Origin of the sequence: Streptomyces bathyalis, from assembly GCF_015910445.1 — a bacterium.
Taxonomy (GTDB): Bacteria; Actinomycetota; Actinomycetes; order Streptomycetales; family Streptomycetaceae; genus Streptomyces; species Streptomyces bathyalis.
In genome coordinates, this window is the sequence record NZ_CP048882.1 from 665,839 (window position 1) to 684,280 (window position 18,442).

Genomic DNA, 18,442 nt, shown 5'->3' on the forward strand with positions numbered 1-18,442 from the left:
GGAGGGCCCAGCTCAGTTCGTCCGAGTCCGTGGAATCAGCGCCTGGACCGGAAACCGCCTGCGCCAGGCCAGCGATACGTACACCAGGGCGACCAGGACCGGAACCTCGATCAGCGGTCCGACGACGCCGGACAGAGCCTGGCCCGACGTGACGCCGAAGGTGGCGATGGCTACGGCGATGGCGAGTTCGAAGTTGTTGCCCGCTGCGGTGAACGCCAGCGTGGCCGTCCGGTCGTAGGGGATGCCGAGGCTCTTGCCGAGGACGAAGGAGCCGAACCACATCAGGGCGAAGTACGCGAGCAGCGGCAGGGCGATACGTGCGACATCCAGGGGCTGGGAGGTGATCGTCTTCCCCTGCAGGGCGAAGAGGATCACGATGGTGAACAGCAGGCCGTACAGGGCGAACGGCCCGGCCTTCGGCAGGAAGCGGTTCTCGTAGGACTCGCGGCCCATCTTCTTCTCGCCGATGCGGCGGGTGAGGAATCCGGCCAGGAGCGGGACGCCGAGGAAGATGACGACGTTCCAGGCGATCTTCCACATGGAGATGTCGAGCTGCTCTGCGCCTGCGAGGCCCAGCCAGCCGGGCAGCAGATCGAGGTAGAGCCAGCCGAGCAGGCCGAACGCGACGACCTGGAAGACGGAGTTGAGGGCCACGAGGACGGCGGCCGCCTCACGGTCGCCGCAGGCCAGGTCGTTCCAGATGATGACCATGGCGATGCAGCGGGCCAGGCCGACGATGATCAGGCCGGTGCGGTATTCGGGCAGATCCGGCAGGAAGATCCAGGCCAGCGCGAACATCACGGCCGGTCCCAGGACCCAGTTGATGACCAGCGAGGACAGCATGAGCTTCCGGTCACCGGTGACTGCGTCCAGCTTGTCGTAGCGGACCTTGGCCAGCACCGGATACATCATCACCAGCAGGCCCACCGCGATCGGCAGCGAGATACCGCCGATCTCCACCTTGCTCAGCACGCTGTTCAGGCCGGGAATGACGCGTCCGAGCCCGAGCCCGAGGGCCATCGCGATCAGGATCCACACCGCCAGGAAGCGGTCCAGCGTGGACAGGCCGGCCACGACCCGGGGCACGGGCTCCGGGGTCGTAGAGGTGAACGGTTCGGTGCGGGTCACGGACAGGCCCTCTTCTTGTCGGCGGCAGCGGTGGCACGGGCTGTGGCAGCAAGGCCCGAGAAGGAACCGGCCACGGCCTCAATGACCTCGGGCCGCAGCTTGTAGTAGGTGAAGCGGCCGCACGGCTCGGTGTCCACGACACCGGCGTCCCTCAGTACCTTCAGATGGTTGGAGAGGTTCGTTTGACGCGCACAGGTCTCCTCCACCAGATGGGTCGTGCAGAGGGTCTCGTGGGCCAGGAGGGCCACGATCTGGAGCCTGAGGGGGTCTGCGAAAGCCCGGATCAGGTCAGTGTCGACTGACGTCAGCATGCGCTGATATTCTCACATCAGTCAGCGCTGACACCACCGTTCGCTGATTCATGGTTTCTCACGAAGGGAGCCGGGCCCCTTCGGGTGCTGCTCCCTGCTCCCTGCCGCCGGCCGCCGACCGCCTGAACCACCGAGGAAAGGGCCCGATGTCCAACACCCCCATCGCATCCGTGCTGTTCGTCTGCGTGCACAACGCAGGACGCTCCCAGATGGCAGCCGGATTCCTCTCCCACCTCGCAGGTGAGCAGGTCGAGGTCCGGTCGGCCGGATCCCTGCCCGCAGAGCAGGTCAACCCCGCCGCCGTCGACGCCATGAAGGAGGTGGGCATCGACATCTCCGACAGCACACCCAAGGTCCTCACCACTGACGCGGTACAGGCTTCCGACTACGTCATCACCATGGGCTGCGGCGACGCCTGCCCGGTCTTCCCCGGCAAGAAGTACCTGGACTGGGAACTCGACGACCCGGCCGGCAAGGGCGTCGAAGCCGTCCGGCCCATCAGGGACCAGATCAAGACCCGCATCGAGTCACTCATCGCCGACATCCGTCGGGAGGACAGCTCGGGCTGAGTCGACCGAAGGAGGGGACCCCGCTCCTGCAGCCAAAGCGCCGCCCCGCCAACTTCTTGTCTTTCGCCTCCACCGGGTTTCGGTCCGCGTTCTCACACCTGTCGCAGCTGAGCCTCCGCACCCGCCGCGGCCGGCGATCACAGCGACTGTGACTGGCCGCGGTAGGTGTCACCAGGTTGCGGCTGCGAGCAGGTGGTTCCGGGAGATCTGTTCGCGATAGTTGTCACCGCTTGGTCGGGCTACTTGTCATCAACCTTGCTTGTGATCGAGCACCGTCTCGCCGTCAGCCAGTTGATGCGCGGTTGGCTGACTGCACGGCTACTTCGGTTGCTTCTTCGTGACAACTTCGAGGGTGATGGTGTTGTCCTTCTTGTTCTGGTCGAGCTGAGAGCTGGTGAGCTTGGCGGTGGTGGTCAGCCGGTCGGGGGCCCTCTTCGCGACCTTGGTGCGGATGCTGATCGGCCGGTGCTGACTGGAGCCGGGGTGGATGTCTCGCAGAAGGCAGTGCACTGTACGTCCGCCGGCCCGGCAAGAGGCGCCCTCCGCTGACAGGAACGTCTGACCCTTTGACAGCTTGAAGGTGATGGGAACGTCGGCGTGGGCCAGTTTCCCGCGCATGCGAACTGTGGCCGTCTGCGTCATGGACCTGCCGCGCTTCACCTGCTGCGGCTTGCCTGGCTCGTTGTGCTTCTTCTGTACGAAGCCCAAGTTGTCGTATTGCCCTGTGGACGTTCCCCTCGGGTCGGCCCTGGCAAGAAGACGTCCGAAGGTCTCGGGCGCCAGTGGTGGAGCCTCGCTGTCGGGATCGGGTTCGGAGGCGTCGTCGCCGGCGGACAGCACACCGATGAGGCTGTACTCCCGGTAGTGCTCGACCCAGGGCCCGCCGCTGTTCCCGCCGGCGGTGGCGCAGTTGTCCGTCTTCAGTACGCGGGCGCCGTCGTCCTTGCCGTCGTCGTCCTCTGCAGGGCGGGCCCTACCGTCGCAGCGGAACATCTCGTGCCCGCCGTACGGCTCGTCGGCCGGGTAGCCGAGGTTGGTGAACCGGTACCGCCCGGCGCGGTTGAGCAATGGGGTGAAGTATCCGGTGCGGGCCTCGATGTTCTTGTCCTTGCCCTTGCCCGCTTCCCCGGTCGGAGACGGCGCCACCCTGAGGATGGTGATGTCCCTTGAGGTGTCCTTGATGCGATTTGCGTCTCCCGAAGGGCCCAGAGCGTAGATTCCGGTCACCTTCCACCGGCCGTACGGGGTGGGGGAGTCGGCCCACTTGTTGTAGGCGGGGATGAAGCTCCAGCCTGTCGGGCCCGTGTAGTTCTTTCCTTTCTCGATCGCTTCCGCGATCGCTCTCTTCTGCGGGTCCTTGGAACGGCTGTCACCGAAGTCCTCGGCACAGTGGGTGGCTGTCACCAGCAGGTCCTGTGTTCGGGACCGGATCACCGAGGCGCTACAGGACGCGCCTTCTCCGTCTGCGAAGTCGTCGTCCTCCACCAGAGCACCTGTGACCCTGGATCTGGGATCCCTGTTGTAGGGCAGGGGCATCCTCGCGTATCCGCTCTCATCACCGCCCGGAGTGATGATCCTGTCAGGAGGAACATCCGCCGCCCTCGCGGGCTCCGGCTGCCCGGGCAGGCCCAGCCCGGCCCCCAGGGACGCCGTGGTAACCGCGAGTACCGCCGGCCGCCAGCGTCGTCTGACTCGTCTCATTCGCGGTCCCATCCACTTTGTCAGCAGTCTCGATTCACTGTTTTTATAACCAGACAAAATGGGGCCAGTGTGCGAGGGCGGTCCGCGTGTCGGATGGAGGCACCCCGGCAATCAGTCTGCGAGCGTCCCGTCGCCTCCTTCGCGGTTCTGCGAGAGGGCCGCTGACCTCGGGGCCCGGTATGGCCGTTGCCCGACGCTGTTCGCAGGACCAGCGGCGATCCGTAGCGCCCCAGAAGACAGGCGACTGCCCGGTGATCCAGCCGCGCGGTGACAGCTACGGCGACAAAGTGACAACTACCTCGACCAATCACAGCGACCTCCCGCTGACTGCCGCGCGGCGGATGTGTCAGACCCTCCGGACACACTGAAGGCGCTGAGGAACCGAAACGCACGGAGAGCGCCCCCACATGATCACCACTCTCGCCGTCGAGAACTACCGCTCGCTGAGCCGCCTGATCGTGCCGCTGGACCGGCTGAACGTGGTCACGGGCGCGAACGGCACCGGAAAGTCCAGCCTGTACCGGGCCCTGCGGCTGCTTGCCGACGCCGCACGGGGTGGGGCGGTCGCGGCGCTGGCACGCGAGGGCGGACTGCGATCCACGCTGTGGGCGGGCTCGGAGAATCCGGCGCAGGGCGCGGGCAGGAGCGGACCTGTGGGACTGCGACTCGGCTTCGCCGGCGACGAGTTCGGCTACGCCGTCGACTTCGGGCACCCGATTCCCGCCGATTCGCTCTTCGACCTCGATCCGGAGATCAAGGTCGAATGCACCTGGGCGGGGCCCGTGTTGCGTCCGGCCGCGGTGCTCTCGGAGCGCAAGGGCCCCGCCGTGCGGACGCGAACCGCGGACGGCGACTGGCATCGCTCGGCGGGCGAACTGCGCCCGTACGACAGCATGTTGAGCGAGTTCGCCGATCCGCAGCTCGCCCCCGACCTGCTGCGGCTGCGTGAGCACATCAGGTCCTGGCGCTTCTACGACCACGTGCGCACCGACGCGCGGGCGCCCGCACGTTCCGCGCAGATCGGCACGCGCACGCCCGTGCTCGGTCACGACGGCGCGGATCTGCCCGCCGCCCTGCGGACGATCCACGAGACCGGCGACCGCAAGAGGCTGGAGGAAGCCGTGGACGCGGCCTTCCCGGGCAGCCGGCTGACCATCGCGAGCCAGGGCGGACGGTTCGAGCTGGAGCTGCACCAGCCGGGGATGCTGCGCCCCCTCACCGCCGCCGAACTCTCGGACGGCACCTTGCGCTACCTGCTGTGGACGGCCGCGCTGCTCACGCCGCGGCCTCCGGCGCTCCTGGTCCTCAACGAACCGGAGGCCAGCCTCCACCCCGAACTGCTGCAGCCGCTCGCGGAGTTGATCGTCTCAGCCGCTCAGGACACGCAGATCGTGGTGGTCACCCACGCCTCGGAGCTGGCCACGCATCTGGAGCGCGGCTCGGAGCGTCACCGGCTCGAGCTCAACTCGATAGAGCTGGTCAAGGACGAGTACGGGCAGACCGAGGTGGCCGGACGCGAAGGGCTCCTGGACCAGCCCGCCTGGCACTGGCCCAAGCGCTGAGGCTCCGCCTACTGCGGCGCACCCCGTCAGGGCGCGCTCACGGACGGACCAATAGGCATATTGTTCGCTTATTGGCATATACCGTTCACTCCCTGTAACCGACTCAGCGGAGGGAAGCGATATATGAAGACGAAGACGATCGGCATCGGCGTCGCGGTGCTGGCGGCACTGACCTTGGCTGGTGGGAGCACGTCGGTCGCCCAGACCAACGACGGCTTCGGCGGCGGCGACGGGCGCAAGGCCGGCCATCACAAGGCGGGCCACGACATCATCGTGAAGGGGAGCCACAACCAGATCGTGCTGGGAGACGACAACATCGTCGCCCGGGGAGACATCGAGAAGACCGAGACCGGGCCGGGCGAAGGCGAGGAGGCCGAGGCGCCAGGGAAGCCGTACGCCACGGTGAACAACCGCGTCGTCACCTTCCTCTCGGAGCGTGAACGTCCGACGACGGCGTCACGGGAGGTTGCAAGGCTCAGTCGCGGCACCCAGGTCCCGATCGCCTGCTTCGTGCCGGACGGCGACCCCGTCGACGGCAACAGGACCTGGTACCAGGTGCGGGCCGAGCCCCCGTTCGTCTACGGATACATCAGCGCCCACTTCGCCGACCTCACGGGTGCCGTTCAGGTCTGCCCGCCGACCGACTGATCTGCCCTCGCCCTGGTGTGTCGCAGGACGGGGCATGAACAGCCCGCCGGCTGACTTCCCGTGCCGGGCACAGCGGGCTGCCGGCCTGCACCCCTGACACGCTTCGCTCCGACCGACGGGAGGACCGGGTGCTGCCGCTTCCATCCGCACCCGTTGGCGTAACGACGAGAGGGCCTCGCCCGGGCCGAGTGTCATCGCCTCACACTCGGAGACCGGGCGGGGCCCTCTCGCGCGCGGACTCCTACCAGCCGTTCTCGTGCAGCACCTCGGACAGCGGCGCGCGAGGGGCGGGCTTGAAGGTGTCACCGGTGTAGTGGGCGGTGGGGATGAGCGCGGCCTGGCGGACGTTCGCGGGGAGGTTCAGGACGCGGGCGACCTCGTCCTCGTAGCGAAGGTGCAGCGTGGTCCACGCCGTGCCGAGGCCGCGGGAGCGGGCGGCGAGCATGTAGCTCCAGGCCGCCGGGAGGACCGACCCCCAGAGGCCCGCCTGGTTGCCCTCGGGCAGTTCCTCGGAGGGGAGTTGGAGGCAGGGGATCACGAGGACGGGGACATCGCCCATGCGGTCGGCGAGGTACGCGACGCTGTCGTTCACGCGGGACTGCACCCGCGAGCGTTCCGGGTCGTCGGCGTACAGGCGGCCCGCCGCGTTCGGTGAGTCGAGATAGGCACGGCAGGACTTCTGGTACAGGGCGCCGATCTCCCTGCGGACCTCCGGGTCGGTGAGGACCAGCCAGTGCCAGCGCTGAGCGTTGGAGCCGCTGGGCGCCTGCAGGGCCGTCTCGATGCACTCGTGCACCAGGGCCGGGTCCACCGGTCTCGTCAGGTCGAGCCGCTTGCGCACGCTCCGGGTTGTGGTCAGCAGCTCGTTGGCGGACAGTTCGGGCACGGTGGCTCCTCGGGTGCGGGACATGTGGCGAGGTATCGGCTAACGCACGTTAACCGCACTGCCGTTGGGGGGTCCAGTGCCCTCTGCGCCGCCGACCATGAGCAGCGCCTATGCGTCGGCTGGGGGGTTCAGGACCCGGTCGAGCCAGTCGTTGCGCGTGCGGCGGGCCGCGGCGGAGACCTTCATCTGCGGGAACAGCGCGTCGAAGCCGTGGAACCCTCCGGCCCACACGTGCAGTTCGGCCTGTCCCCCGGCGGCCCAGATCCTGGTGGCGTACTCGACGTCCTCGTCGCGGTAGACCTCGGCCGAACCGGCGTCGATGTAGGTCGTCGGCAGGCCGGAGAGGTCGTCGGCCAGCGCTGGCGAGACGTAGCGCGGCACGTCCTCGTCCCGGACGTCGCCGCCGAGGAGCGACCGCCACGCGAACTCGTTCTTCTCCCGGGTCCAGACGGCGGGTGTGCCCGAGTACTGGCGGCTGGAGACGGTGTTGTTGCGGTGGTCGAGCATCGGGCCGATGAGCACCTGGGCCGCGATGGCGGGGGTGCCGCGGTCGCGTGCGGTGAGTGCGACTCCGGCAGCGAGACCGCCGCCCGCGCTGGCACCCGCGACGACGAGGCGGGCAGGGTCGATGCCCAGCTCGTCGGCGTGCTCGGCGACCCAGAGCAGACCGCGGTAGCAGTCGTCGAGGGGCACCGATCCGGTGGCTTCCGGCGCCAGCCGGTAGTCGGCGGAGACCACGACGGCGCCGAACAGGTCGAGCCACTCCAGCGGGATGTCGATCTGCCAGGAACGGTCGCCCATGACCATCCCGCCGCCGTGCAGCCAGTAGACGCACGGCAGCATCGAGGAGCGATCGGTTCCCGCTGGGCTGAAGACCGACAGGGGGATCTGCGCCCCGTCCGGCGCGGGAACGGTGACCTCGCGCCGGTCGACCTCGCGGCCCTGGAGCAGCTCCTCGACCGGTGTCGCCGGCTGGCTGCGCAGCTCTTCCAGGATCTGGGGGTCGAGCCGGGAGGTGAAGGGCATTCCGGCGAGCTGCGCGCTGAGTTCGGGATCGATGTCGGGGCGTGCCTGCGTCACGGCAGGTCCTTTCGGGGGGGGCGTCGGGTGGTCGGGAAGGGCGTTGCCGGACGGCAGCAACGGCGGCGGGACGGTGGCGTCCGGTGGCGTCCGGTGGCGGCGTCAGAAGGTGGCCTTGCCCCCGACCGGCACGTGGTCCGTGTACTCGGCTTCCCCGGCCAGCAGCCCGTCGATCCGCGACGCGAGGGTCTGTGCGGCCTCGCCGGCGAAGATCCGGTGATGGTCCTCCTCGCTGGTCCACCCCTCCGTGAGGTGTACGGCGTCGGGATTCGACGCCGAACGGCAGACGAGATAGACGAGGCAGTACTCGCTCGCGGCGGGGCTGCCCTCGTCCAGACCGGACAGCAGCACGTCGACCAGTTGGTCGCCCATGCCGGGCCTGGCAGTCAGGGTGGCGTTGAATCCGTAGTCGGCGGTCACGGCGTATCTCCTGTCGGACGGATTGCACTGAAGATGCCGACCCTGGAGCACTGCGAGGTCCTGCAGGAATCCGGCAACTCCATGAAACCTCCGTGACCTGTGGAAACACTAGAGCGATCATCTCAGGTCCTTGCACGATCCTCCCCCATGCGGGAGGGGGCGCCTGGCCGGTGTGGTGCAATCGGGGTATGCACCTCGACGAGTTCCGTGCGCTGCTGGAGCGGCACGCGCGGCCCGACTGGACAACTGACGTCGACGGCGTCTTCGTCTCGAAGGTCGAACGGCCGAACCCGCCGTCGCCGTCCATGACCGGCACGATCCTGGCCGTCATCGCCCAGGGCACCAAGAGCATCGCGCTGGGCGAGAGGGTGTATGAGTACGGCGCCGGCCAGTACCTCGTCGCGTCGGTCGACCTGCCCATCACCGGCCACTACACCGAGGCGAGCCCGGAACGCCCGGCCCTGGGCTTCGGCCTGACGCTGGAACCCTCCGCCGTCGCCGAAGTGCTGCTGCAGGCCGAGGCCGGGGGCATCCCGCGCGCCGGTGGCGGCGCGCTGCCCGGCATCGCCGTCAGCGACGCACCGGCCCCCTTGCTGGATGCGGTGATCCGGATGCTGCGCCTTCTCGACGAGCCGCGCCGGGACCGGGCGGTGCTCGCTCCCCTCATCAAGCGGGAGATCCTGTGGCGGCTGATCAGCGGCGAACAGGGCGGCATCGTGCGCCAGCTCGGTCTGGCCGACAGTAGTCTCAGCCACATTGCGCGGGCGGTGAAGTGGATCCGCGAGCACTACGCGGAGGCGTTCCGGGTCGAGGACGTGGCGCGGCTGTCGGGCATGAGCGTCTCCGCTTTCTACCGCAACTTCCAGGCGGTGACGGCGATGAGCCCCATCCAGTTCCAGAAGCAGATCCGCCTGCAGGAAGCCCGGCTGCTGCTGGCCACTCATCCTCACGACGTCACGGGCGTCGGCCATCGCGTCGGCTACGACAGCGCTTCGCAGTTCAGCAGGGAGTACCGCCGCCGGTTCGGCGCACCGCCCAGCCAGGACGCCGAACGCCTGCACCTTCCCGCCGGGACAGCGGCTGCCGGACTGCCCTGACACAGCACGTTCGGTGCCCGCGCCCCGGAAAACCAGCCGATTTCGTCCGGCCAGGGCCCTTGCGTGCCCGGTGTGATCAGCGCTCCGCGCGCCTTCCGCCGTTGGCCGCCCTGCTGTTCGCGGGTGCAGGATCGTGCAAGTACGAAGGACGATCATTCTTCTGATTCCGCATTTCAGAGTGCTTCGATGGGAAACAGAGATTCCCGTGTGGAGATCGAGTACTCCACTGATGTGCAGGAGGACGTCATGAAGGTCGCCATCGTCACCGGCGGAAGCTCGGGCATCGGACGGAGCGCGGCGATGCAGATCGCCGCGCGGGGAAACGGAGTGATCCTCACCTACAGCGCCAACCGGCAAGGGGGCCTGGACACGGTGGCGGCGATCGAGAAGGAGGGCGGCACGGCGGTGGCACTGCCGCTCGACGTCGGCGACACGAACAGCTTTCCCGCCTTCCACGACGCCGTGTTCGCCGCGCTGCGCGACACCTGGCAGCGCGAGAACTTCGAATACCTCGTCAACAACGCCGGCTTCGGGCAGATGGCCATGTTCGAGGACACCACCGAGGAACTCTTCGACAAGTTCATGCGGGTCCTGCTCAAGGGGCCCTACTTCCTGACGCAGAAGCTGCTGCCGCTGATGGCCGACGGCGGAGCGATCGTGAACACGACCAGCAATTCCGCGCTCGTGTCCGGTCTGGAGCCCGGATACTCGGCCTACGGAACGATGAAGGGCGGCCTCATCGTGCTGACGCGCTACATGGCCAAGGAGTTCAGCACGCGGGGCATCCGCGTCAACGGCGTCGCTCCCGGCTCGACCCGTACCCGCATCGCGGACGACGCGTTCGAGCGGTTCCCCGAAGTGATCCCGGCCCTCGCGGAGAAGACCGCGCTCGGCCGCGTCGGCGAACCCGACGACGTCGGCAAGGTGATCGCCACCCTGCTCTCCGACGAGAGCGGCTGGGTGACCGCGCAGAACATCGAGGTCTCGGGCGGCTACAACCTCTGAGGCACCGGGCGCGACGACACCGGGCCGCACCTGCTGCTCCGCACCGTGACTGCCCGGCCAGGAGTGGCAGTTGGCGCCCGGCCCCGTGATGGATCTCCGGGCCTCCGGCAAGTGGGCCCGGCGCCTTCCCCGTCCGAAGCCTTGTCCCGCCGGACGGTACGTGATTCAGTGGCTCATCCACTGAGTCACTGAGGAAGGTGCCGGGCCGTGGAGACTCTGCCCCGCGAGACGATCGTCGACGTACTGGAGAACAAACTCCGCGAGGAGATCCTCACCGGATCCCACCCCGCAGGGAGTTATCTGCCTCCCGAGCGTGAGCTGGCCGACGGCTACGGCGTCACGCGGACCACGCTCAAGCACGCCTTCGGCCGGCTCGTCCAGTCGGGTCTGCTGGAGACCCGTCACGGAGTCGGCACGCGCGTACGGGACTTCGTACGTCTCGGCGGCGCCGACCTGCTGCCCATGCTGGTGCGGCACAGCCCCGAGTGGATGGGCGAGATCTTCGAAGTGCGGCGCAGCGTCGGCGCGTTGATCGCCGAACGGGCGGCGATGAAGGCGACCGCCGAGCAGCGCCAGGAACTGCGGGCGCTGCTGGCCGCCGTCAGGGAGGCCGAGAGCGGCGGCGACGTGCAGCTCGCGGACATCGAGGTGCACCGCGCGCTCGCCCGCGCCACCGGCAACAGGGTCTACACGCTGCTGACCAACACCCTCTTCAACGCCTACCTGCCGATGCGCCAGCACCTCGTCGGCCCGTTCCTGGATCCGGACGAGGCGCACGGCCGGCTGGAGCCCGTCGTCTCAGCGGTCGGCGCGGGCGACGCAAAGGCGGCGCATGAGGCGGCGGACGCGTATCTGGCTTCCACCGAGCGCATCATGCTCGACGGCCTCGGGATCGCCTGATGGGCGCCCGGGGCACGGTCTTCTCGGAGGTCATGGCCGGTTCCGTCCTTCTGTCCGGGGAGAGCGAGGCGCGCGCGATGCGCCTGGATCTGTCCGTGCGGGCGGGCGATGTGCTGCTCCCGCACCGCACCATCCGCGGTGCGGTCACCGGACGGGTGCGCATCGCCGGCTGGGCCGACGACGCGCAGGCCACGGGCGAGCTGGAGATCTCCCCGCTCGCCCGTCGCCGCATCCGCTACCGCATCGATTTCACGGCGCAGGGCCGCCGTCACTCCCTCGACGGCTGGAAGTCCATATCCCTCGGCCGGCCCGTGAAGTCGATGACCGTCCTGCCGTTCTCCTTCTTCGAGGACGGTGAGGAGGCCGGGAAGGGAACGCTGCGCTTCCCCCTCAGCACGCAGCTGCTTCCCTTCCTGGCCAGCTTCCGCTTCCCGCGTTCCGAGGACCAGGCGGCCCAACTCGCGCCGCGCTGGGACGGATCGGCGGGCCGGACGGAGGTCTGGTACACGACCGTCACCGACCCCGCCACTCGCAGCGGGCTGTGGCTGCACCACGAACTCGTCGCACCGGCCGACGGATCGGACGCCTACGCGCACGGCTGGGTCGCCCGATTCCCCGCCGACGGCGAAGGGCCCGTCGAGCACGCACGGTTCGGCCCGGAGCCCTGGAAGCAGCAGGCCGAGGCGCGTGGCTTCTCCTCGGACGGCATCGAGGCCGGCCCGGGACGGCTCCGCGGCGCGGCGGGCCCGTTCAGCTGGGACCTGGCCGAACACCCGCAGGACGAGCCGCTGTTCACCTTCCCCCGCTGGTCCTGGCGCCGTCAGCTGCTTCCGGCGGCGCAGATCGTGCCGGCACCGCATGCCTCGTACACGGGCACATTCGCCTACGACGGCGGCGAGTTGAGGCTCGACGAGGCGCCCGGAGCGACCGCCCGTATCTACGGGCACGGCAACGCACGCCGCTGGGCGTGGCTCCACGCGGGGCTCGGCGGCGGCGACGTGCTGGAGATCGTCGCCGCGACCTCGATGCGTCCCGGGCTGCGGCGGCTGCCACCTCTGGTGTTCCTGCGCCTGCGCAAGGACGGCCGCACGTGGCCGCGCCGGCCGGAGCGCACCGCGGTCGGCTGGGCGGGGCTCGGCCGCTTCAAGGCCCGTGTGTCGCTGCCGACTTGGACGGTGTCGGGCCGCTCGGGCCTGCGCCGCATCAGGGTCGAGGTCACGCAGCCCGACGAGCGCACCCTCGCCCTCGACTACACCGATCCCGACGGAAGCGGCGCCGTGTGCCGCAACAGCGAGACGGCGGACGCCCGGATCGTGCTGGAGCGCTGGTGGGGACGGTGGCGCACGGAATCGGAATGGACCCTGGACGGCACGGCGCACGCGGAGGTGGGTGACCGATGAGCGGTCAGGAACGGCTCGGCGGCCTGGTTGCCGCGCTTCTCGCGGACGACGGCAGCAAGGCGTGGCCGGGTGCCGTACCCCGCCGTCTGGGCTCCGTGCTCGGCACGATGCCCGCAGCCGCACGTACCGGAGTCCGGGCCGCGGCTGCCGCCGTCGACGCCTACGCCGCGGTCCGGACCGGGCGCCGCCTGCACGGGCTCACCCCGGACGAGCGAGAGACGGTGCTGGCCTCGCTCGCGTCACGCCGGGCGCTGCTGCCCGTGCTGGACGCGGTGAAGGTGCCGGTGATGCTCGCGGCCGGCACGGAGCGCATGATCCACGAGGAGCCCGCTCCCCCGCCGGTGTCCGCGCCGGAGGATCCGCCGCTGGACTGTGTGCCGTCCGTGGAGTGGCCCGACAGATCGACGGCCGACGCCGTCGTCATCGGTTCCGGCGCGGGAGGCGCCATCGCGGCCCGCACGCTCGCCCGCGCGGGCATGCGGGTCCTGGTACTGGAGGAGGGCCGGCGGCACACCACGGCAGAGTTCGGGCGCCGGGCGCCGCTCGACCGGTTCGGGGAGCTCTACCGCGACGGCGGCGGGACCATCGCGCTGGGCAACCCGCCGGTCGTACTGCCCGTCGGGCGGGCCGTCGGCGGCACCACCGTCGTCAACTCCGGTACGTGCTACCGCACTCCGGACCATGTGCTGACCCGCTGGCGCGACTCGTACGGGCTGGGCATGGCCGACGCGGACTCCTTCGGCGAATGCCTGGACGAGGTGGAACGCACCCTCCAGGTCGCCACCGCGCCCCTCGACGTCCTGGGCCGCAACGGGCGCACTGCGCTGCTCGGCGCCGAGAAGCTCGGCTGGCAGGCGGCACCGCTGCGCCGCAACGCGACGAACTGCAAGGGTTCTTGCCAGTGCGTCGTCGGCTGCCCCACGGGCGCGAAGCAGAGCGTGCAGCTGTCGGTGCTGCCCGACGCCTGTGCCGCCGGCGCGCGGATCGTCACGGGTGCGTATGTGCAGCGCGTCCTCGTCGAGAAGGACCGGCCGGGCGGTCCTCGGGCGTGCGGTGTCGTCGTACGCCGCCCGGACGGCAGCGAGTTGGAGATCCTCAGCCCCCTCGTCGTGGTCGCGGCGGGAGCCCTTCACTCACCGCCGCTGCTGCGCCGGTCGGGTCTGGGCGGTCACCCGCGGCTCGGACGCAACCTGGCGATCCATCCGGCCGCGAGTGTGGCGGGCCGCTTCACGGAGCCCGTCACCGCCTGGCGGGGCGTGCTGCAGAGCGTCGGTGTGGAGGAGCTTCACAGCGACGGCATCCTCATCGAGGCGACCGCCGGGCCGCCCGGCATGGGCTCGTTCGTGCTTCCCGGAGTGGGACGTGCCCTGCGCCGGGAGCTGGACGGCGCCGAGTCCCTCGCCACGCTGGGCGCGATGATCGCGGACCTGCCCTCGGGCCGCGTCATGGGAGCCCGCCGCACCCTGCTGCGCTACGACCTGGCACGCCGGGACGGGGAGCGGCTGATGCGGGCCGTCGGGGCGATGGGCAAGGTCCTCTTCGCGGCGGGCGCGGAGGAGGTCCTCACCGGCATCCCTGCCGCCCCGAAGGCACACTCGCAGGCCCAACTCGAGAAAATGCTGCGGGGGTTGACCGCCAAGCAGCTGCATCTGTCGGCGTTCCACCCCACCGGGACGGTGGCACTGGGCGCCGACCCGCAGACCGCTCCGGCCGACACCGAGGGGCGGTTGCGTGGCGTGCAGGGGGTGCTGATCGCCGACGGTTCCGCGCTGCCCAGCTGCCCGGAGGTGAATCCTCAGCTGACGATCATGGCCACGGCTCTGGCCGTCAGCGGAGCGGCCGCAACGGTGGCACAGAGTGCCTAATCCACCCCCCATCGTGCCTACCGGGGTGCGTAGTTGGCACGATGGGGGTGAAGATGTGCGCTGTGCGGTACCGATACGGGGAGAAGGATGAAGAAACGGAAACTGGCGGTTCGTCTCGCCGCACCCTGCGCGCTCGCCATAGGCGCCATAGCCATCCCCTCGGTCGGCGGCGCAGCGCAGGCGGGAGCGATCTGCCAGGTGGTGCACGACAAGGCGCCCCGTTACGCGGCTGACAGGACGGACAGCAAGGTTCTCGGCACCATGCGGGCGGGCGAGAAGGTCGCCGCCGCCGGTCCGTTCCGCCTGTGGCGTGTCTCCCGCGCGGACACCGGCAAGCCGCTGGGTCACATGCGTCAGACGGACCTCAACTGCGGGGGTTGAGGTCCGGGATCATACGGCGTCCGGACACCCGCCGTCCTGAAACCTCAGCGGATCGCGGCGAGTTGGGCGGTGCCGCTGCGGGGTGAGGTGAGCACGGGGATACCTGTGCCGTCCTCACCGAGCGCGCCGACGGCCGCCGACATCGATGCCTGCGCGAGCACGAGCACGTCGTGCCCGGAGGCGAGCCGCCGGGCCTCCTGGGCGATGAGCCGGTCGTGCTCCCCGGCGTCGCCGGCCAGCCGGGCTTCGTAGGCTCCCGGGCACGTCGTGGTGGTGACGACGGCGCGCACGCCCTGGGCGTCCGCATGGCGGCGTACGAGGTCCGCGGTCGGGGCGAGGGTCGAGTCCAGGGTGGCGAGTACAGCGATGCGCGGGCCCGCGCGCACCGCTTCGGCCGCCATCGGGTCGTCGACGCGCAGCACTGGGATCCCCACGAGCGCGCGTGCGGCTTCGGCGGCGGGGCCGATCGAGGAACAGGTGACGAGCACAGCGCGGGCACCCGCCGCTTCGGCGTGTGTCACGTAGGCGGCCAAGCGTGCGGTGGTACGGGGTAGTTGGCCGTGTTCGACGGTGTCCGCCAGCAGGCTCTCGTCCACCACGTGGTACGGACGCACGCCCGGCGCCAGCTCGCGCAGCAGCGGGGCGAAGACGCCGGGCAGCGCCGCGACCGTGTGCAGCACGCACACTCTCGCACTCACTTCGCACCGCCCGCGGTGACCGTCGCGGCGGCCGCCTCCCACCAGGGGCGGCCGTGGGCATCGACGGTCTCACCGAGCCGTCGCAGCCTCTCGGTGCAGGGCCCGTTCAGCTGTGCGTCGCGGTCCTCGGCGTCCAGTGCGTCCGTCCACAGCGCACGCCCCGCGAGGAACCCGGACGCGCCGGCACGGCAGGCGCCCTCGACGGCGCGCGGGAAGTCCGGCGGTGCGACGCCCTGGGAGAGCACGACCCACGGCACGTCCACGACCCGGTCGATCCGTTCTGCCTGTGCGGCCGTCTCGGCGACCGTGCCCTTTCCGCCGTCCGGCACCTGGCACTTGTAGAGGGAGGGACGCAGCGGCGCCAGCTCGCGAGCGGCCTCGACGATGGCGTCGTTGAGGCGGAACGTGCCCGCTGCCTCCTCCTCGGGAGTGGGGCGTGCGACGGGTTCGAGGACGGAGGCCACCCCTGCGGCGCGGCACACCTCGGTGAAGCGCGCGGCGAGCGATATGCGGCGGTCGCGGGCGCCGTCGCGGCGCCAGATGATGAGGAGCTTGAAGGCGCGAGTGCCCTCGGCGACCGCCGCGCTGACGTCGATGCGCTCGTCGAGGCCGGTGTCCTCGACGGGACCGCCTGGCCGCTGGTCGAGGGTGTCGAGGGCGAGTACCGTCGCGCACGACGGCGGAAGCACGCGTGAGTCCGTCAGGGCCCTGTAGCCGTAGTCGTCGTCGATCAGCAGTGCGGACGCGGCCCGGCCGAGGCTGCGGGCCACGTCGAGCTTGAAGGATGTGAGGGCGCTGTCGGGTACGGGCGGCCCGGAGCCGTCGGGCCGGCGCTGCGCCATCATCGTCCGGAGCGAGTCGCGCTGGTCCATGGCGACCATCGCGAAGCAGCCGGAGGGCCGGGCGAGTGCCGAGGGCGCGGGCGATCCGCCTGCCAGGGCCGCGGGCGTGGGCGTGGGCGGATGCACGGGTGAGCCGGGTGTGGCGGCACTCATCGGGGCGTTGCCTTTCCTCGTTGTCGGTGTCGTCAGGGGCGTCGGTGTGGTCGGGATCGTTGGCTGTGTGCCTGGCCCGCCGGGTCGCGTGCCTGCCCGGCGGGCCACGGTTATCCCGCCATGTCTCTGCGCTCGCGCCGTTCCAGCCGGTCCGGCCGTTCGTCCGGCGGGTCCGGCTGCCCGGGACCTGCGAACTGCCGCGTGACACGGGGCAGGAACCGGTCCCGGTAGGCATCGCGGTGTGCCGCGGCGGCTTGGCGGTCGGCCTGAACCGAGGTGGTCGCGGGGCGGATCGAGGCCGGGTCGAGGCCGATGGCGGCGCCGCCCCACGCCGCCGCTCCCAGGGCGGGCGCCTCCGGTTCGGTGCAGATCTCGGTGGTCCACGGGGTGACGGCCGCCTTCAGCGCGGTCCAGGTTCGCTGGCGTGTGGAGCCGCCGAGCAGCGTGACGGAGCGCGGCTCGGTGCCCGTCAACTCGGCCTGTACGTCGGCCATCCAGCGAGCCTGGTACGCGGCCCCCTCCAGCAGGGCGAGCGCGAGGTCGGCCGGGCCGTGGCGTGCGGCCATCCCGTGCACGGCGAGGCGTGCCGCCGGGTCGGGGTGCGGGGCGCTGCGTCCTTGAAGGTAGGGCTCGACGGTGATGCCGCTGGGCAGGGCCGGTCCGTGCCCGTTCACCCGGCGGCCGCAGCGCTCGACGAGACGGGCGAACTCCGCGTAGCGGGTTGCCGGTTCGGGTCCGCCCCCCTGCCCCTGTTCCCGCCCGACGAGGAAGCGGTCGCAGAACCATTCGACGAGCGCGCCCGAACTCGCCATTCCCGCAAGGGTGATCCAGTGTTCGCCGTCCGCATGCCGTCCCCACGACATGCCTTCGGCCGCGGCGGCGGCACGGTCCGGCGGAGCGCCCGAGACGGTGAGCACGGCTTCGGCGGTTCCCATGGAGTCGGCGGCCAGACCCGCGCGGCGTGCGCCCGCGATCCAGGCGCCCACGAGGTGGTCGTGCCCCGCGACGACGACGTGGGTGCCGGCACGCAGTCCGAGGCGCCGGGCCGCCGCCCGGGTGACGGGGCCGACGGGACAGCCGGGCTGATGGACGTGCGGCATCTGTGCGGGGGTCAGGCCGGCCTCGGCGAGGAGTTCCGCGCTCCACCGGCCGAGTGCGGCGCCGTCGGTTCCAGGTTCCCAGGCCATGCTGCGCTGGGCGAACGTCGCGTCGGTGCCGACCCGCCCGGTCAGCGCACGCGCCACGAGGTCGGCGGCGCCCGCCCACTGCCGCATGCGCTTGAGCAACTCGGGGTGGTGTTCGCGCAGCCAGCACCAGCGGGCCAGGGGAACCTTGGCGCTGGGCAGGACGCCGGTCCGTGCGTGCAGTTCCGCCGCGCCGCATCTGCGGCGCAACGTTTCGGCATGCGGGGCGGGTGCCGGGTCGTTCCAGGCGAGTACGGGACCGAGGGGTGCCCCGTGCCGGTCGAGCGGCACGCCGGTCTCGGCCATGCCGGTCAGTCCGACGGTGTGGGGAGCGCGGCCCGCGGCACGTACGCAATCGGTGAGTGCGTCGAGGGCGGCGCCGGTCAACTCGTCGGCGTCATGCGTGTGTTGATCGGGATTGCGGGGTGTGGCGCGGTGCGCCCGTGCCAGCACGGTGCCGTCGGGGGTGCAGATCAAGGCCTTGCAGTGGGTGCTGCCGATGTCGATACCGGCGAGCAGCGGCGTGCTCGCGCGGGTGTGGGGGGTGGTTCCGATGCGGGGGTTCGATTGGCTTGTCATGTCACCTCCTCCCCGTCCATACCCGCCGCCGCT

Annotated in this window: 18 protein-coding genes; 9 read left to right on the forward strand and 9 right to left on the reverse strand. The window is 70.4% G+C overall.

Annotation, left to right across the window (positions count from 1 at the left end; translation table 11 throughout):
• Positions 1–12: 12 nt before the first annotated feature.
• Positions 13–1,128: an ACR3 family arsenite efflux transporter gene (gene arsB, locus G4Z16_RS02995; RefSeq protein WP_281393653.1), complete on the reverse strand. Its 1,116-nt coding sequence runs from the start codon at positions 1,126–1,128 to the stop codon at positions 13–15.
• Positions 1,125–1,439: an ArsR/SmtB family transcription factor gene (locus G4Z16_RS03000; protein WP_197349040.1), complete on the reverse strand. Its 315-nt coding sequence runs from the start codon at positions 1,437–1,439 to the stop codon at positions 1,125–1,127. The genes arsB and G4Z16_RS03000 overlap by 4 nt, the downstream gene beginning before the upstream one ends.
• Before the next feature lie 146 nt (positions 1,440–1,585).
• On the opposite strand from G4Z16_RS03000, the gene G4Z16_RS03005 reads away from it, so the two are divergent.
• Positions 1,586–2,008, forward strand: coding sequence for an arsenate reductase ArsC (locus G4Z16_RS03005; RefSeq protein WP_197349041.1), 423 nt, complete (start codon positions 1,586–1,588; stop codon positions 2,006–2,008).
• 318 nt (positions 2,009–2,326) lie between these two features.
• Here G4Z16_RS03005 and G4Z16_RS03010 read toward each other — a convergent pair whose 3' ends face one another.
• Entirely contained in the window at positions 2,327–3,412 is a 1,086-nt protein-coding gene (locus tag G4Z16_RS03010) for a trypsin-like serine peptidase (protein WP_197349042.1), read from the reverse strand.
• A gap of 704 nt (positions 3,413–4,116) precedes the next feature.
• On the opposite strand from G4Z16_RS03010, the gene G4Z16_RS03015 reads away from it, so the two are divergent.
• Positions 4,117–5,271 carry an AAA family ATPase gene (locus tag G4Z16_RS03015; RefSeq protein ID WP_197349043.1) on the forward strand — a complete coding sequence of 385 codons (1,155 nt, stop codon included), beginning with the start codon at positions 4,117–4,119 and terminating at the stop codon, positions 5,269–5,271.
• Positions 5,272–5,394: 123 nt separating this feature from the next.
• Positions 5,395–5,919, forward strand: a complete 525-nt coding sequence (locus tag G4Z16_RS03020) for a hypothetical protein (RefSeq protein ID WP_197349044.1) — start codon at positions 5,395–5,397, stop codon at positions 5,917–5,919.
• 241 nt (positions 5,920–6,160) lie between these two features.
• On the opposite strand, the gene G4Z16_RS03025 is transcribed toward G4Z16_RS03020, so the two are convergent.
• The 3 genes from G4Z16_RS03025 to G4Z16_RS03035 form a co-directional block, all read right to left on the reverse strand.
• The gene (locus G4Z16_RS03025; RefSeq protein ID WP_197349045.1) at positions 6,161–6,805 is read right to left on the reverse strand and encodes a nitroreductase family protein; all 645 of its coding nucleotides are present in this window, start codon (positions 6,803–6,805) and stop codon (positions 6,161–6,163) included.
• Positions 6,806–6,913: 108 nt separating this feature from the next.
• Entirely contained in the window at positions 6,914–7,885 is a 972-nt protein-coding gene (locus G4Z16_RS03030; protein ID WP_197349046.1) for an alpha/beta hydrolase, read from the reverse strand.
• Positions 7,886–7,987: 102 nt separating this feature from the next.
• Positions 7,988–8,305, reverse strand: a complete 318-nt coding sequence (locus tag G4Z16_RS03035; RefSeq protein WP_197349047.1) for a putative quinol monooxygenase — start codon at positions 8,303–8,305, stop codon at positions 7,988–7,990.
• A 188-nt stretch (positions 8,306–8,493) separates the two neighbouring features.
• Between G4Z16_RS03035 and G4Z16_RS03040 the strand changes: the two genes are divergently transcribed.
• The 6 genes from G4Z16_RS03040 (at position 8,494) to G4Z16_RS03065 (ending at position 14,953) form a co-directional block, all read left to right on the forward strand.
• A complete protein-coding gene (locus G4Z16_RS03040) occupies positions 8,494–9,402 on the forward strand; it encodes an AraC family transcriptional regulator (RefSeq protein ID WP_197349048.1) in 909 nt (302 codons plus the stop codon).
• Between the two features lie 186 nt (positions 9,403–9,588).
• Entirely contained in the window at positions 9,589–10,407 is an 819-nt protein-coding gene (locus G4Z16_RS03045; RefSeq protein ID WP_246530652.1) for an SDR family NAD(P)-dependent oxidoreductase, read from the forward strand.
• Positions 10,408–10,614: 207 nt separating this feature from the next.
• Entirely contained in the window at positions 10,615–11,307 is a 693-nt protein-coding gene (locus G4Z16_RS03050) for a FadR/GntR family transcriptional regulator (protein ID WP_197349049.1), read from the forward strand.
• Entirely contained in the window at positions 11,307–12,707 is a 1,401-nt protein-coding gene (locus tag G4Z16_RS03055) for a hypothetical protein (RefSeq protein ID WP_197349050.1), read from the forward strand. The genes G4Z16_RS03050 and G4Z16_RS03055 overlap by 1 nt, the downstream gene beginning before the upstream one ends.
• The gene (locus G4Z16_RS03060) at positions 12,704–14,572 is read left to right on the forward strand and encodes a GMC family oxidoreductase (RefSeq protein ID WP_197349051.1); all 1,869 of its coding nucleotides are present in this window, start codon (positions 12,704–12,706) and stop codon (positions 14,570–14,572) included. The genes G4Z16_RS03055 and G4Z16_RS03060 overlap by 4 nt, the downstream gene beginning before the upstream one ends.
• Positions 14,573–14,659: 87 nt before the next feature.
• On the forward strand, positions 14,660–14,953 hold the full coding sequence (locus G4Z16_RS03065; protein WP_197349052.1) for a hypothetical protein: 294 nt from the start codon (positions 14,660–14,662) through the stop codon (positions 14,951–14,953).
• Positions 14,954–14,997: 44 nt separating this feature from the next.
• On the opposite strand, the gene G4Z16_RS03070 is transcribed toward G4Z16_RS03065, so the two are convergent.
• From G4Z16_RS03070 to G4Z16_RS03080, 3 genes are all read right to left on the reverse strand, one after another.
• The gene (locus G4Z16_RS03070) at positions 14,998–15,651 is read right to left on the reverse strand and encodes an aspartate/glutamate racemase family protein (RefSeq protein ID WP_197349053.1); all 654 of its coding nucleotides are present in this window, start codon (positions 15,649–15,651) and stop codon (positions 14,998–15,000) included.
• Positions 15,648–16,646: a hypothetical protein gene (locus G4Z16_RS03075; protein WP_197349054.1), complete on the reverse strand. Its 999-nt coding sequence runs from the start codon at positions 16,644–16,646 to the stop codon at positions 15,648–15,650. Before G4Z16_RS03075 ends, G4Z16_RS03070 begins: the two co-directional genes overlap by 4 nt.
• Positions 16,647–16,756: 110 nt before the next feature.
• On the reverse strand, positions 16,757–18,409 hold the full coding sequence (locus G4Z16_RS03080; RefSeq protein ID WP_197349055.1) for an FGGY-family carbohydrate kinase: 1,653 nt from the start codon (positions 18,407–18,409) through the stop codon (positions 16,757–16,759).
• Positions 18,410–18,442 lie beyond the last annotated feature (33 nt).